Origin of the sequence: Gilliamella sp. W8123, from assembly GCF_016101085.1 — a bacterium.
Taxonomy (GTDB): domain Bacteria; phylum Pseudomonadota; class Gammaproteobacteria; order Enterobacterales; family Orbaceae; genus Gilliamella; species Gilliamella apis.
In genome coordinates, this window is record NZ_JACFRE010000003.1 from 86,797 (window position 1) to 101,986 (window position 15,190).

Genomic DNA, 15,190 nt, shown 5'->3' on the forward strand with positions numbered 1-15,190 from the left:
CTCCCCTTACTGTGCTTGCACGCGAAGCTCTGCTGATGAGCGGCTACGGTGACCTAACAATGCTTTAACATCACTAGATTTTGGTTTAACTAAGATAAATTGTTTAGCAAAGCCTTCCCAGTTAGCTAATATCTCTTCAGCCCAAGATGAGTGAGTTAACTGAGCGTGTTCCATGATTAAACCTCGTAAGTGCTCTTCATGAATTGAATAGTCAGCAACATCTAACATTTCGACCAACTCTTTATTGATTCGCTTATGTAAATCACCATCAGTATCTAAAATATAAGCAAAACCACCGGTCATACCTGCACCAAAGTTAACGCCTGTTTTACCTAAAACACAGACAATACCGCCAGTCATATATTCACAGCCATTATCACCAATGCCTTCAACCACACTTATAGCACCTGAGTTACGCACTGCAAAACGTTCACCTGCTCGGCCAGCAGCAAATAATTTACCTCCAGTGGCACCATACAAACAGGTATTACCAGCAATGGTCGCTTCATGACTTAAAAATGCCGAGCCTTGCGGTGGACGAATCACAATGCGACCGCCAGCCATACCTTTACCAACATAGTCGTTGGCATCGCCAGTAAGCGTTAAATCAACACCGCCTGCATTCCATACACCAAAGCTTTGTCCGGCAGTACCGTTGAAATTCAATGAAATAGGGGACGTGACTAAGCCTTGATCGCCATATTTTTTAGCAATATAACCAGATAAAGTTGTACCAACAGAACGATCAGTATTTTGAATGTCAAAGTAGAAACTTTTACTTTGACGATTATCCACTGCTTGTTGTGCTTGGGTTATAATCTCTTTATTTAGCACACCTTTATCAAATGGTTTATTGTCTTCAATACAGTGAACCGGTTTACCTTCTATTGGGGTTGCCGTTTCAAGCAAGCTTGATAGATCCAATTTCTGTTGTTTTGCTGTAATGCCATCAAGTTCAAGAAGTAAATCAGTACGACCGATCAAATCAACGATTCGACTAACGCCTAGTTCTGCCATAACTTCACGAGTATTACGAGCAATAAAACGGAAATAGTTCATCGCTTTTTCTGGTAGACCGTGATAATGCTCACTACGTAACTTCTCATCTTGAGTGGCAACACCGGTTGCACAGTTATTAAGATGACAAATACGGAGATATTTACAACCCAATGCCACCATTGGTCCAGTACCAAAACCAAAGCTTTCAGCACCTAAAATTGCCGCTTTAACAATATCGGCACCAGTTTTTAGGCCTCCGTCAACTTGTAAGCGTATTTTATGACGTAAACCATTAGCAACTAATGATTGTTGGGTCTCAACTAGACCAAGTTCCCAAGGAGAGCCGGCATATTTAACCGAAGTTAATGGACTGGCCCCAGTACCACCGTCGTAACCTGAAATAGTGATTAAATCAGCATAGGCTTTGGCAACACCGGTTGCGATAGTACCTACTCCCGGTTCAGAAACTAACTTAACCGAAATCATGGCAGTTGGATTAATCTGTTTCAGGTCAAAAATCAATTGCGCTAAGTCTTCAATTGAATAAATATCATGATGCGGTGGTGGTGAAATTAATGTCACACCCGGTACAGAAAAACGTAATTTTGCAATATAAGGTGTTACTTTATCACCTGGTAATTGACCACCTTCACCTGGTTTTGCACCTTGAGCAACTTTGATTTGAATCACGTCAGCACTCATTAAGTAACCCGGTGTTACACCAAATCGACCGGAAGCCACTTGTTTGATACGTGATACTTTGACGGTGTTATAACGGGCAGGATCTTCACCGCCTTCACCAGAATTAGAAAAACCACCTAAGGTGTTCATGGCTTCGGCTAATGATTCATGTGCTTCTGGACTTAACGCACCAATTGACATAGCTGCCGAGTCAAATCGTTTAAATAATGACTCTTCTGGTTCCACCTCATCAAGTGCGATAGCTGCGTTTTCAGGTGGATTAAGTTTTAACAGATCTCGCAAGGTTGCAGCTGGTCGATTATTTACGATATCCACATAGCGCTTATAATCTTCATAATTACCATTATTTACCGCTTTTTGTAGTGATTGTACTACATCAGGATTGTAAGCATGGTATTCACCACCATGCACAAATTTCAACAATCCACCTTGTTCTAATGGTTTACGCCGTAGCCATGCTTTCTTAGAAAGATTGAACTGATTTTGAGCAAAATCATCAAAATTGGCACCACTAATACGGCTTGTTACCCCTTGGAAGCAAAGTTCAACTACTTCTTCATTTAGACCTACGGCCTCAAATAGTTTAGAACAGCGGTAAGAGGCAACAGTTGAAATGCCCATTTTGGACATGATTTTGTATAAGCCTTTATTAATACCATTGCGATAATTAAGAATTGCTTCTCGATAAGACTTATTTATTGTGCGATTATCCACCATTTGCGCTAAGGTTTCATAGGCTAAGTATGGATAGATTGCCGTCGCTCCAAAGCCTAATAAAACAGCAAACTGATGCGGATCGCGACAGCTTGCGGTTTCAACAATGATGTTAGCATCACAGCGTAAACTTTTTTCAACTAAACGTTGTTGTACCGCACCAACAGCCATAGGTGCCGGAATTGGCAGGCGATCAGGTGCAATATTTCTATCGGATAAAATGAGTAATACCGTTCCCTCACGAACTTTCTCTTCGGCATCACCACATAACTGTTCAATTGCGTCACGTAAACTACCGTCAATCTCATATGTGATATCAAGCGTTTCTGATTTGTAATAACGTGATTCTAAAGTAGTTAATTGTTTAAAATCCGAATGAACTAATACTGGATATTTAAATGCAACCCGATGCGCTTGACCTTCAGCTTCGGCAAACACATTCATTTCACGCCCAATGCTGGTTGAAAGAGACATAACGTGTGCTTCACGCAATGGATCGATAGGTGGGTTAGTTACTTGAGCAAATTTTTGTCGGAAGTAATCATAAATTAAGCGCGGACGGCTTGATAGCACGGCAAATGGTGTATCATCACCCATTGAGCCAGTTGCTTCTTGACCGTTTTCACCTAAAACGCGAATACATTGGTCGAGCTCTTCGGCACTATAACCAAATTGTTTTTGGTAAGTAGCGAGTAAAGTGTCGTCATAATCACGAGAACCGATATCATCATCAGGAAGATCTTCAAATGGGATCAGACGTTTTACATTTTTAGCCATCCACTCTTTATATGGATGACGTTTTTGTAGATCATTATCGGTTTCTGAAGATTGTAAAATGCGACCTTCTTCAGTATCAATTACCAGTAATTCGCCCGGACCAACTCGCCCTTTGCTGACGACTTCATCGGGTTGATAGTCCCAAATACCGATTTCTGAAGCACAAGTGATGAGTTTATCTGTAGTAATAACATAACGAGCAGGACGTAAACCATTACGGTCTAAGTTACACGCAGCATAACGACCATCTGACATAACGATACCAGCAGGCCCGTCCCATGGTTCCATATGCATGGAGTTAAAATCAAAGAAAGCTCGTAAATCCTCATTCATATCTGGATTGTTTTGCCATGCTGGTGGTACTAGTAAACGCATCGCACGGACAATATCCATACCACCGACTAAAAATAGTTCCAGCATATTATCTAGCGAGCTTGAATCAGAACCGGTGACATTAACAAATGGTGCCGCATCTTGTAGATCGGGAATCAATGGTGTTTTAAATTTGTAAGATCGCGCTTTTGCCCATTGCCGATTACCTTCAATAGTATTGATCTCACCATTATGGGCTAAATGTCTAAATGGTTGCGCCAGTGGCCAACGCGGTACAGTATTGGTTGAGAAACGTTGATGGAATAAACAGATTGCTGTTTCCATACGAATATCAGCCAAATCTAAATAGAATCGAGGTAAATCTTTTGGCATACATAAGCCTTTATAGATATTAACCTGATTTGAAAAGCTACAGACATAAAACGTATCATCTTGTACTCGTTTTTCAATACGACGGCGTACCATATACAAGCGACGTTCTAAATCGATTTTGGTCCAGCCGGCAGGTGCATTGACAAATACTTGCTCAATTCTTGGTAGTGATGAGAGTGCGATTTCACCAAGCACAATTTTATCAATTGGTACTTCTCGCCAACCTAAAACATATAAGGTTTCTTCTGCTAGCTCTTCTTCGACAATTTTACGGCTAGCTTGCGCTTCTTTTTCATCTTGACTTAAAAATAGCATGCCAACGGCATAATTAGCTGCTAAGCGCCAACCTGCGTCCTCGGCGACTAATCGGAAAAATCGATCTGGTTTTTGCATTAAAAGACCACAGCCATCACCGGTTTTACCATCCGATAATATGGCACCACGGTGTTGCATGCGAGCAAGTCCGTGAATTGCGGTACGCACCACTTTGTGACTTGGTTGCCCTTCAATGTGAGCAATTAAACCAAATCCGCAGTTATCTTTTTCATGATGCTGGTTATATAACATATCATTGCCTCAAATTCATCGTTATTATTTTTTGTGAAGGTATAGGCATTAATCCCATATTAGGTGTGAAGGTAATTAAAAATAGGTTTTAGGTCAAATAAATATTATTTATAAGTCAATATTTTAATCACTTAGCCTATATATATTAATGAAGCTTATATCTTGTATTAACCAATTGTTTTTATTGGTTTTAATTTTTTTTTAAGATTAATGCCCTTCAATTTAAAAATTTTTTCATAATAAGAATTAATATCTGATTAAAAAAAGTTTGAGGAAAGGGGTTTTTTAGCTATAAAAATTGATTATATTTGCTGATTTTTTCCAAAATCAGGGAGTTATAATCACCAGATTTATGCTGTTATAATAGATTATCGATTATTGGTTATAGATGAAATATGCAAACTAAAATTACAATTATAGGTGCTGGCGCTGCAGGGCTTTTTTGTGCTGGTCTGTTGGGACAACAAGGTCATGATGTTACTGTAATTGATAACGGTAAAAAATTAGGTCGTAAAATCTTAATGTCTGGCGGTGGTAAATGTAATTTTACCAATCTTAATGTCGAAGCAAATCATTATATTTCTCAAAATCGCCATTTTTGTAAATCTGCTTTAAAACGGTTTAGCCAATGGGATTTTATCCAACTGGTTAATCAATATGCTATTGCCTATCATGAAAAAGATCATGGTCAGCTATTTTGTGATAATTCAGCGCAAGATATTGTCGATATGTTGGTCAAAGAATGCCAAAAAGGACAAGTTAAATTTATGTTAAAAACACAACTTGAAGATGTTGATGCAGAACAACAAGGATTTAAGTTATCTACTTCACAGGGTTGTGTTTATACTGATAAATTAATTGTGGCAACGGGTGGACAATCTATGCCTGCACTCGGTATGACTGCTATTGGTTATAAAATTGCTGAAAAATTTTCTATCCCAGTTGTGCCTGTAAAAGCAGGGCTAGTGCCGTTTACCTTACATAAACCTTTGTTAGCTGTATTATCGACGTTAGCAGGAATTGCTCTACCAGTTGAAGTATCTAATAAACGTATCAGTTTTAAAGAAAACCTACTATTTACTCATCGAGGATTATCTGGGCCAGCCATTTTACAAATCTCCAGTTATTGGCAAGCAGGAGAAGCCATTACGATCAATTTATTGCCTGACTTTAACTTTGAGGATGATTTTAAACCTCTGTTAGATAATAATCGTAATCAAAGTCTCAAAAATTGTTTAGCACAAATATTACCTAAGCGGTTAATTGAAGCGTTAATGCAACTAAATTTGATTGTTGATTCAACTGTTAAACAGTTAACTCCTACTCAGCAACAAGCGCTGTATCAAACATTAACAACATGGAATGTAATACCAAATGGAACGGAAGGTTATCGCACCGCAGAAGTAACTTTAGGCGGAGTGAGTTGCGATGCGTTATCTTCAAAAACCATGGCCGCACAAAAACAACCTAATCTTTATTTTATTGGTGAAGTTGTAGATGTAGCCGGTTGGCTTGGTGGTTATAATTTCCAATGGGCTTGGAGCAGCGCATTTGCCTGCGCGCAAGCCTTGAGTCAAGTATAATCAACTATCAATAACACCCATTTGGATATGATATTTTTTTACTTTATATTGTAACGTTGTTCGTGAGACATTGAGCAGTTTCGCCGCAGTAATAATTTTACCATTGGCTTGATTTAATGCATCAATGATAAGTTGCTTTTCATAATGTTCAACTTGTTCGATTAGATTATGATTACCCGTTAACTCGTTAATACTTGGTTTTTCTATCTTATTTTCAAGTTGATCTTGAGGATAAGGACTATGAATATCAAATAGTTCTTCATCGAGAATAATCTTTTGTAATTCACCAGGTTCATTTTGTAATACCATACTGCGGACAATCGCATTTTCCAGCATTCGTACATTACCTGGCCACGGTGCTGACATTAATTGCTGCAACGCATGTTCACTGATACCGGTGATCACTATATTGACATCAGTTTTATGTTTATCGATAAAATATCGTGCCAATACAGGGATATCTTCTTGTCTTTCTCGTAAGGCTGGAAGTTTGATTAAACCAACATTTAATCGATAAAATAGGTCACTGCGCATTTTACCTGATTTTAGCAATTCGGCCGGTGATTCATTCATCGCCGCCACAATTCGCACATCGGCATGTTGCTCTTTATTACCGCCTAACGGCCAATAAGTTTTTTCTTGCAAAAAGCGTAATAGTTTGCTTTGCATTTCAAGAGGCATTGCATTAAGTTCATCAAGAAATAAGGTTCCACCATTGGCAAGTTCAAGATAACCTTGACGATTTTCAGCACCGGTAAAGGCCCCTTTGACTGTCCCAAATAACGTACTTTCAATCAAGGAGGTTGGTAAAGCACTACAGTTTAGTGAAATAAACGCCTTATCGCGGCGATGGCTGGTTTGATGAATTAATCTGGCAAATAGCTCTTTCCCTGTACCAGTTTCACCAACAATTAATACCGGTACATCATTACTGCCTAAAATATTGGTCTGATCGATAACTTCTTGCATTTTTTTCGAAGCAAAAATGATTTCCGGCAGTGGTTGTTCTTTATTGTGGTATAACTTTCTATTCAGGCGAAAAACCTGATCTTGTAACTGCCTAACATTGGATATATTTCGACCTATTTCAACCGCACCGATAATCTCTTTATTATGATTATAAAGCGGTACCGTTGTATGTTGATAATCGACTAACTTGCCCACATGATTAAAGTAAGTTTGATAGGTATCTTGATACTCCTTACCATGTAAAGCTTGTAGCATAGTACTATCTTCTTTTTTCAAATTAGGGTAAACTTTAAGCATTGGTTTACCGATGGCTTGCTCCATTGAATAACCATCAAGTTCTGCGCTTTCCTGATTGTAGTAAATATATTTACCTTCTTTATCAATAATGGCCATTGGCTGATGTATTAAATCAAAAAAATGTTTAAATATTTCCAATGCTTGTAATAATTCAGGATCAATTATCATGATTCTAAAGCCTTTTAAAAATTGGATTATTGTTAAGTATAGCTAGCGTTGATTTAAATATCTTTCAAGTATTACTAAAGATAGTGACAAATTTTCGTCAGAAAAACATATTTCTTACTAAATGACTAGTATTTTATTTGTAATTATTTTGTTAAGATCTTGATTATTTGTATTTTTATAAGTTGGCACGTTGATTGCATTGTAAGTGAGTAATCTTTTTTACTTACCTTTTTTATGTACTAATTAACTGGAGGTCATATGTCCGACACAATTATGTCAAATTATAACAAATTACGTACCGATCTAATAACAAAAGATCGTCGTTTTAGTGTGCAAAACGGCAAACTTTGTTTTGATGGTGTGAATTTGGAAGAATTAGCCAAGAAATATCCAACACCTTTTTATGTATTTTCTGAAAAAGAAATCGATCGTAATATTCAGGAAATCAAAGATTCGTTCAAAGCTCATCCAAACACTAAGATTTTCTATGCGTCAAAAACCTGTTCAGTAATGGGTGTTCTTAAAGCGATTAAAGATGCAGGTATCTATGCAGAAGCGAACTCAATGTTTGAAGTGCGTAAATGTTTAGAAATCGGTTTTCCAGGTAGTCAAATTGTTTTCAACGGTGTGGTTAAAAAACCGGTTGATTTAGAATTTGCCATCCAAAACGATCTTTACATCATCAACGTTGATAGCTTATATGAATTAGATATCATCGATGAAATTTCACGTCGCTTAAAGAAAGTAGCCAATGTTTGTGTGCGTGTTGAACCAAATGTTCCATCAGCAACTCATGCAGAATTAGTTACTGCTTATCACGCTAAATCAGGTATCGATTTAGAACAAGCTGAAGAAACTTGTCGTCGTATTCTTGAAATGCCTTATGTACATTTACGTGGTTTACATATGCACGTGGGTGATCAAGTGCCAGAAGCAGAACCATTTGCTAAAGCAACCAAAGTATTAGTTGATGAATCACGCCGTTTAGAAGAAGTTTTAGGCATTAAATTTGATTTAATCAACGTAGGTGGTGGTATTCCAGTTCCTTATAAATACGATGATGAAAATGGTAATCCATTACAAGACAACATGTATGCCGGTATTACAGCACAAGATTTCGCTGATGCGGTAATTAGTGAAGTTCACAAATGGCGTACAGACGTTGAAATTTGTATCGAACCAGGTCGTAAAGTTACCGGTTCAGCAGGTGTGCTTTTAACTGAAGTTGCTTGTGAAAAACGTAAAACTAACTACGATTTAGACGGTAACATTGAAGAACATGTTGAATGGAAATTTGTTGATGCTGGTTATAGCGTATTATCTGACAGCCAACACTTTGATTGGTTCTTCTATGTTTATGATGCGTCAAAAATTACTGAACAACATGATGAGTACATTAAATTAGCTGGTCCATTATGTGATGGTGGTGACTATTTCCATGTTGGTGTTAAAGGTGAAGAATTCTTATTACCTAAAGACACTGAGATTGGCGATATCATTGCTTTCCTTGATGCTGGTGCTTATACCATTGAAAGCCAAACAGTTTATAACAATCGCCCACGTACGGCTGTTGTTATGATCGATAAAGAAGGCAAAGACCGATTGATTCGCCGTGAAGACACTTACGAGGATATGGTTGGATACGACGTGTATTAATCATGAGCTATCTGGGGCACTTAGTGCTCCAGATATTATAATGTGAGGTTATTTTATGAGTGATTCTAAAGATTCAAGTTTACTTGGTATTAAAGACATTGTGTTTATGAATGTCATTGCGATTCTAAGTTTACGTCAAATTCCTAATGTGGCTCCTTATGGAGCGTCAGCAATGGTCCTTTGGCTACTTGCTGCATTTTGTCTGTTTTTCCCATTAGCTATGGTTTGTGGTGAGCTTTCTACTGGTTGGCCAAAAGATGGTGGGATATTTGTTTGGGTAAAAGAAGCGTTTGGTAAACGAATTGGCTGGATAGTAGTCGTTTGTTTCCTATTTTCATGCGTGCTTTTCTTCCCACTTATGTTGCAATTTGGTTTTACTGCAATTGGTTACATGTTTAGTCCTGAATTAGCGCAAAATCAGGTGTTTATTGGTGTTGGCTCCATGGTGGTATTCTGGGTCTTAACATTAATGAATATCAAAGGGATGAAATGGACTAAAATCATTAACAGTGTTAGTGCTTGGTTAGGGGTATTTATTCCTGCTGCTATTATCGTGTTATTAGCTATTGTCTGGTTAATGACAGGTCACCCAATGGCAACTGATTATAGTCATGTTAGTGATTGGATTCCAGATTTAAGTAGCTGGGATACTATTGTATTTTTATCAAGCATGATGTTCGCTTTTGCTGGACTTGAAGTTGCACCAATGATTGCTGGTCGTACTCGTGATCCACAACGTGACTTCCCTAAAGCAATGGCAGTATCTGCAATTGTTATTGTCGGTATCTATATGATTGGTACTTGGGCAATTAATACCTTATTACCTGCTGCTGATACTGATATTGTCGCCGGTGTAATGCAAGCGATGGAAGCTGCCGCTCAAGAGTTACATATGCCTTGGTTATTACCTGTAATGGCAATCTGTTTATTCTTTGGTGCATTAGGTCAAATTAACTCATGGTTAGTTGGTCCTATCTATATGTTACAAGAAGCATCAAAAGAAGATAATTTACTTGGCGAACGTATTGGTCGTTTACATCCTGTATATCAAACACCAGCATTTGCTTTAGTTATCCAAGCAATCATTGTAACGGTACTTTGTTTCTCAACATTCGTATCACCAAGTATTGCTGCTGCATATTGGATGTTAACTGCATTAACAACCATTTGTTACTTTATCCCTTATTTAGTGATGTTTATTGCTTACTATCGCTTACGTATTACTCAACCAGATGTACCACGTAGCTTTAAGATCCCAGGTAAAGTATTACCAATTGTTTTACCAGGTTTAGGATTCTTATCTACATTATTTGCGGTGATCTTAGTCTTTATTCCACCAGCACAAATCGATATGGGTGGATATGTTGAGTACATCGCGAAAATTGTTGGTGGTGCAGTGCTTGCAATTGTGTTAGCTGAATGGATATACCATCGCGCACAAAAACGTAATCGCTTGCAACAACAATAAGATATAGAGGAGTAATTTATGTACAAACCTATATTAGAAATTGATTTAGGTAAATTAAAAGACAATGCTCGTGTTGAAAAAGAGCTATTAGCTAAACACGGCATTGAAGTGATGGCTGTAAATAAAGTTTTTGATGGTTGCGTTGAAACTGCCAAAGCAGTTCTTGATGGTGGTATTGATGTTATTGCTGAATCAAGAACCTACAATTTGAAGAAACTTAAAGATGCATTAAATTGTAAAACTTGCCTATTACGCAGCCCTTGTTTAAGTGAAATCAGTGAAGTTGTTAAGTATGCTGATATCAGTTTAAATAGTGAAAAACAAGTTATTCAAGCACTTTCTGATGAAGCGGTAAAACAGCAAAAAGTCCATCAAGTTTTATTAATGGTGGATATGGGTGATTTACGCGAAGGGATTTGGTTTGAACATGTAGACGATATTATTGAAACGGTCAAACTGATCCTTTCTTTACCCGGTGTTGAGCTTTATGGGCTTGGTACTAACTTTAACTGCTATGGAACTGTGCTACCGACAGTGAAAAATGGCGTAGATTTTTTACACATAGCACGCAAAGTAGAAGAAGCTTGTAATATCAAAATCAAATATCTATCTGCTGGTAACTGTACAAGTTACCATCTACTTGATAAAGGGATCTGGCCAGAAGGGCTTAATCACATTCGTATTGGTGGTTTACATGAGTTTGGTATTGAGTATGTGGATATGAAATATCTTGATGAATTTCATCACTCAAACAAACCTGTCGAGAAAGCTTGTAGTGACATGTATAAATTATATGCACAAGTTATCGAGCTTAATAGTAAACCTACCGTGCCTGTTGGTGAATTAGGTGTTGATGCCTTTTTGAACAGCAAAACCTTTGTTGATCACGGTACTCGTAAACGAGCTTTACTTGCTTTTGGTCGTCAAGATGTGCCGGCGGAAAGCTGTGTACCGGTTAATGATAACATTACGGTATTAGGTCAAACGAGTGATCATACTATCGTTGATATTGAAGATGTTTCTGAAACATTGCGAGTTGGCGATATGATTGTTTTTGAGCTTGATTACACAGCTCTGCTTATGGCTTGCCAAACCAACGGCGTAGAAAAACGATTTGTTTATTAATATATAACTGCTGCTGGGCAACCAGCAGCTATTATTGATTACTAGGCGGTTTACATGGCAACATCAGAACCTCAAGAAAGTCCTTATCCCAGTACTTTAAAGAAAAACTTAAAGAATCGTCATTTATTGATGATTTCATTAGGTGGTTCAATTGGTACCGGATTATTTATTGGTATTGCAGCGCCACTTAGCACGGTTGGGCCTTTAGGGACCATTATCGCGTATCTACTTGCCGGCAGTATTATGCTGTCAACCATGCTTTGCTTAGGTGAACTTTCTTGTGCATTCCCTCATGCAGGGTCTTTCCAGCATTATGCATTAATGTTTATTCCACATCCTATCTGGAGTTATACTATTGGCTGGTTATATTGGTTAAGCTGGGTACTATCTATGGCTGCTGACTTAACAGCGGCGTCTATGATTGCTCATCAAGTTTTTTCCTCTATTCCTATCTACATTCTTAGTCTAATTATTCTAACTGTTATCACTTGTGTTCATTTAACCTCTGTTCGTGCTTTTGGTGAAAGTGAATACTGGTTTTCAACGATTAAAGTATTAGCTATTATTGCGTTTATTGCAGTTGGTATATATCTACTTTATCAACAATATAATCAAACGCATGAGTTACCTACCTTTAAAACCGATCAAGGTTGGTTCCCTAATGGCTTTTTATCCATCTTTGTCTGTATGACGATTGTTACCTATTCATTTCAGGGAGTCGAATTAATCGGTAGTGCTGCCGGTGAAGCGCAATCACCACAAACGGTATTACCGAAAATTATTACTGGTGTGGCGTTTCGTATCATCTTGTTTTATGTGTTAGCGATAGCCGTATTAGCACTGATTTATCCTTATGGTACAACACATGATGAAATTAGCCCATTTGTTTGGGTATTTAATAAAGCGGGAATTAACTTTGCTTCCTATGCGATGCTGTTTGTTATCTTTTGCGCGGCGATTTCGGCTGCTAATTCGGCGGTTTATGCCAGTTCACGAATGCTATGGTCGATGGCTCAGGATAACTTAGCGCCAAAATCTTTTTCAAAAGTGAATAAACGCGGCGTGCCAACCAAAGGAATATTATTTATTGCCATTATTGCCTTAGTTTCACTATTTTCGAAATATATCGCGGCTGAAAAATTATATCTCTATTTAGTGGCAAGTACTGGACAAGTTGGTTGTTTTGCGTGGATAATTATTGCTTGGTGTCAGTACCAATTTCGCAAAGGTGTGAATCAAGGTAAATACAGTAAAGATATGATTAAATTTAAATCCCCACTATTTCCTTGGTTAGCGATGATCTCCATTACCGTTAACATTATTATTATTGTTGGCGTCTGGTTTGGTGAGTCAGGGCATTTTATTTTATTATCAGAAGTGCTTTTAATTTTTGTTATCTTAGTTTCATACTACTTTTTTAAAAAACGACATTTAACTAATAAATTAAATTAATCTTATTCTTTATTTATGTAATCACCTAAACTCTCAATTAAAGGTGATTACATACTATCAGTGATAACTTTCTCTATCTTTATTTCTATCTGAAAGAGGGCTAGCCTGACTTATTTTAGGAATGCAGCAACGCCAGTAAAAACAACTTGTGCCGCAATCGCTGATATTAATAATCCGGTGAGTTTTGACAAAATGGCAATACCGGTATTTTTTAACACTTTAGCAATGCTTTTGGCACATAGTAACATGGCGTAAATACCACTTGAGGCAATCAATAACGAAAGCGCGCCAATAAGATTTTGCATAATACCAACTGAACTCGTCCCCATAACAATAATGGTACCGATGGATGCCGGCCCCATACATAATGGTATTGCTAGTGGTACGACACTAATATCATCATCGTCACTATGAATTTTATTTTTTTCCGGTGAATCATTCATTAATGTCACCGCGGTAATAAACAGTAATGCTCCCGAGCCAATTCTAAATGCGTCAAGTGTAAAACCAAACACACTAAACATCGCATTACCAAAAAAGAATAGCACAATACCAATAATAAATACCGCACACGATGTTTTAAGTGCCGTTTTACGGCGTTGTGCTTCATCATACTGCTTAGTGCCACTTAAAAATGCACTTAGCACAGCTGGTGGCGTCATCAATGCAAATAACTTGGTTGTGGTGGCAAGAATCTCAACAAGATAGTTGTCCATAGTGTTACCTTTTTTTATCACTAGATGTTGCTTGAAATGTGTCAACGATTGTTGGCGGGAATGAACATTTACTATACACATAAAAACGGTCACCATAAAGGTGACCATTTTAATTGGATATATTTTAATTAGTTTATTAAATATGAACCAATTGGAATTAGTTAAGGCGCTCTTTGATACGAGCAGCTTTACCACGAAGTTCGCGTAAGTAGTAAAGTTTAGCTTGACGTACTTGACCACGACGTTTCACAGTAATTGAATCAACAATTGGTGAGTGAGTTTGGAATACTCGTTCAACACCTTCGCCATTCGAAATTTTACGTACTGTAAATGCAGAATGTAAACCACGATTACGAATAGCTATAACTACACCTTCATATGCTTGAAGACGTTTTTTGTTACCTTCAACAACCCATACTTTAACTTCTACCGTATCACCCGGGCGAAAAGACGGGATGTCTTTTTTCATTTGTTCTTGTTCTAATTGCTGAATAATTGCATTTTTCATAATTTTGTCTCTTACTAGTTATACTGAAATATTATTGGCTCGGTTTATCACGATATTCCTGTTGGAATTCAGCGAGTAAACGTTGCTCTTCATCAGTCAGAGCTAGATTTTCAAGAAGATCTTCTCTTCTCAACCAAGTTCGTCCTAGTGATTGTTTTAACCGCCAACGACGAATCGCTTCATGGTGACCAGACATTAATACATCGGGCACCGCCATTCCATCTAACACCTCTGGACGAGTATAGTGAGGGCAATCAAGTAAACCGTTAGCAAAAGAGTCTTCTTCTGCTGATGATTCATGATTTAACACGCCAGGGATAAACCTTGCTAATGCATCAATCATTGTCATCGCCGGTAATTCACCGCCACTTAACACGTAATCCCCAATTGACCATTCTTCATCAATTTCGGTTTGGATAACGCGTTCATCTATACCTTCGTATCGTCCACAAATCAAAATCAATTTTTGATATTGTGACAACTCGCAAACTCCCTGTTGGTTTAATTTGCGCCCTTGTGGGGAAAGATAGATTACTTTAGTATCTTCACCAGCTACAGCTTTGGCTGCATGAATCGCATCTCTAAGTGGTTGTACCATCATTAACATGCCTGGACCACCACCATAAGGCCTATCGTCGACAGTCTTATGCTTATCATGCGCAAAATCGCGCGGGTTCCAATAATCTACTGTTAACAGCCCATTTTTAACGGCTCGACCAGTTACGCCATAACAGGTAATAGCTTGGAACATTTCGGGAAAAAGGCTAATTACGCCAATCCACAT

At 37.9% G+C, this 15,190-nt stretch carries 10 protein-coding genes; 5 read left to right on the forward strand and 5 right to left on the reverse strand.

What is annotated here, in order from left to right; translation table 11 throughout:
• Positions 1-6 precede the first annotated feature (6 nt).
• The gene (gene gltB / locus H3T56_RS04825; protein ID WP_198192155.1) at positions 7-4,464 is read right to left on the reverse strand and encodes a glutamate synthase large subunit; all 4,458 of its coding nucleotides are present in this window, start codon (positions 4,462-4,464) and stop codon (positions 7-9) included.
• A gap of 395 nt (positions 4,465-4,859) precedes the next feature.
• On the opposite strand from gltB, the gene H3T56_RS04830 reads away from it, so the two are divergent.
• Positions 4,860-6,047, forward strand: coding sequence for an NAD(P)/FAD-dependent oxidoreductase (locus H3T56_RS04830; protein WP_198192156.1), 1,188 nt, complete (start codon positions 4,860-4,862; stop codon positions 6,045-6,047).
• Here H3T56_RS04830 and H3T56_RS04835 read toward each other — a convergent pair whose 3' ends face one another.
• Complete coding sequence (locus H3T56_RS04835) at positions 6,048-7,481, reverse strand: sigma-54-dependent Fis family transcriptional regulator (protein ID WP_198192157.1); 1,434 nt, start codon at positions 7,479-7,481, stop codon at positions 6,048-6,050. It lies immediately after the preceding gene.
• A 258-nt stretch (positions 7,482-7,739) separates the two neighbouring features.
• Here H3T56_RS04835 and lysA point away from each other — a divergent pair, with 258 nt between their 5' ends.
• Genes lysA through H3T56_RS04855 form a run of 4 tightly spaced genes read left to right on the forward strand, consistent with a single transcriptional unit; the run spans position 7,740 to position 13,182 of the window.
• On the forward strand, positions 7,740-9,137 hold the full coding sequence (gene lysA, locus H3T56_RS04840) for a diaminopimelate decarboxylase (protein ID WP_198192158.1): 1,398 nt from the start codon (positions 7,740-7,742) through the stop codon (positions 9,135-9,137).
• 55 nt (positions 9,138-9,192) lie between these two features.
• Entirely contained in the window at positions 9,193-10,605 is a 1,413-nt protein-coding gene (locus tag H3T56_RS04845; RefSeq protein ID WP_034900800.1) for an APC family permease, read from the forward strand.
• An 18-nt stretch (positions 10,606-10,623) separates the two neighbouring features.
• Entirely contained in the window at positions 10,624-11,730 is a 1,107-nt protein-coding gene (locus H3T56_RS04850; protein WP_034900798.1) for an alanine/ornithine racemase family PLP-dependent enzyme, read from the forward strand.
• A 54-nt stretch (positions 11,731-11,784) separates the two neighbouring features.
• Positions 11,785-13,182, forward strand: a complete 1,398-nt coding sequence (locus H3T56_RS04855) for an amino acid permease (RefSeq protein WP_198192159.1) — start codon at positions 11,785-11,787, stop codon at positions 13,180-13,182.
• Positions 13,183-13,292: 110 nt separating this feature from the next.
• On the opposite strand, the gene H3T56_RS04860 is transcribed toward H3T56_RS04855, so the two are convergent.
• From H3T56_RS04860 to trmD, 3 genes are all read right to left on the reverse strand, one after another.
• Entirely contained in the window at positions 13,293-13,898 is a 606-nt protein-coding gene (locus H3T56_RS04860; protein ID WP_198192160.1) for a MarC family protein, read from the reverse strand.
• A gap of 157 nt (positions 13,899-14,055) precedes the next feature.
• Complete coding sequence (gene rplS, locus H3T56_RS04865; RefSeq protein WP_034900792.1) at positions 14,056-14,406, reverse strand: 50S ribosomal protein L19; 351 nt, start codon at positions 14,404-14,406, stop codon at positions 14,056-14,058.
• Positions 14,407-14,437: 31 nt separating this feature from the next.
• Positions 14,438-15,190 (reverse strand): tRNA (guanosine(37)-N1)-methyltransferase TrmD, encoded by a 753-nt coding sequence (trmD, locus tag H3T56_RS04870; RefSeq protein ID WP_065577644.1) that lies wholly within the window; start codon positions 15,188-15,190, stop codon positions 14,438-14,440.

What these genes read in the sequence shown, in the direction of transcription:
- H3T56_RS04855 (WP_198192159.1), top strand. Translation starts at nt 11,785, where the DNA reads ATGGCAACATCAGAACCTCAAGAAAGTCCTTATCCCAGTACTTTAAAG.
- trmD (WP_065577644.1), bottom strand. Translation starts at nt 15,190, where the DNA reads ATGTGGATTGGCGTAATTAGCCTTTTTCCCGAAATGTTCCAAGCTATT.
- H3T56_RS04845 (WP_034900800.1), top strand. Translation starts at nt 9,193, where the DNA reads ATGAGTGATTCTAAAGATTCAAGTTTACTTGGTATTAAAGACATTGTG.
- H3T56_RS04830 (WP_198192156.1), top strand. Translation starts at nt 4,860, where the DNA reads ATGCAAACTAAAATTACAATTATAGGTGCTGGCGCTGCAGGGCTTTTT.
- H3T56_RS04835 (WP_198192157.1), bottom strand. Translation starts at nt 7,481, where the DNA reads ATGATAATTGATCCTGAATTATTACAAGCATTGGAAATATTTAAACAT.
- H3T56_RS04860 (WP_198192160.1), bottom strand. Translation starts at nt 13,898, where the DNA reads ATGGACAACTATCTTGTTGAGATTCTTGCCACCACAACCAAGTTATTT.
- lysA (WP_198192158.1), top strand. Translation starts at nt 7,740, where the DNA reads ATGTCCGACACAATTATGTCAAATTATAACAAATTACGTACCGATCTA.
- rplS (WP_034900792.1), bottom strand. Translation starts at nt 14,406, where the DNA reads ATGAAAAATGCAATTATTCAGCAATTAGAACAAGAACAAATGAAAAAA.
- H3T56_RS04850 (WP_034900798.1), top strand. Translation starts at nt 10,624, where the DNA reads ATGTACAAACCTATATTAGAAATTGATTTAGGTAAATTAAAAGACAAT.
- gltB (WP_198192155.1), bottom strand. Translation starts at nt 4,464, where the DNA reads ATGTTATATAACCAGCATCATGAAAAAGATAACTGCGGATTTGGTTTA.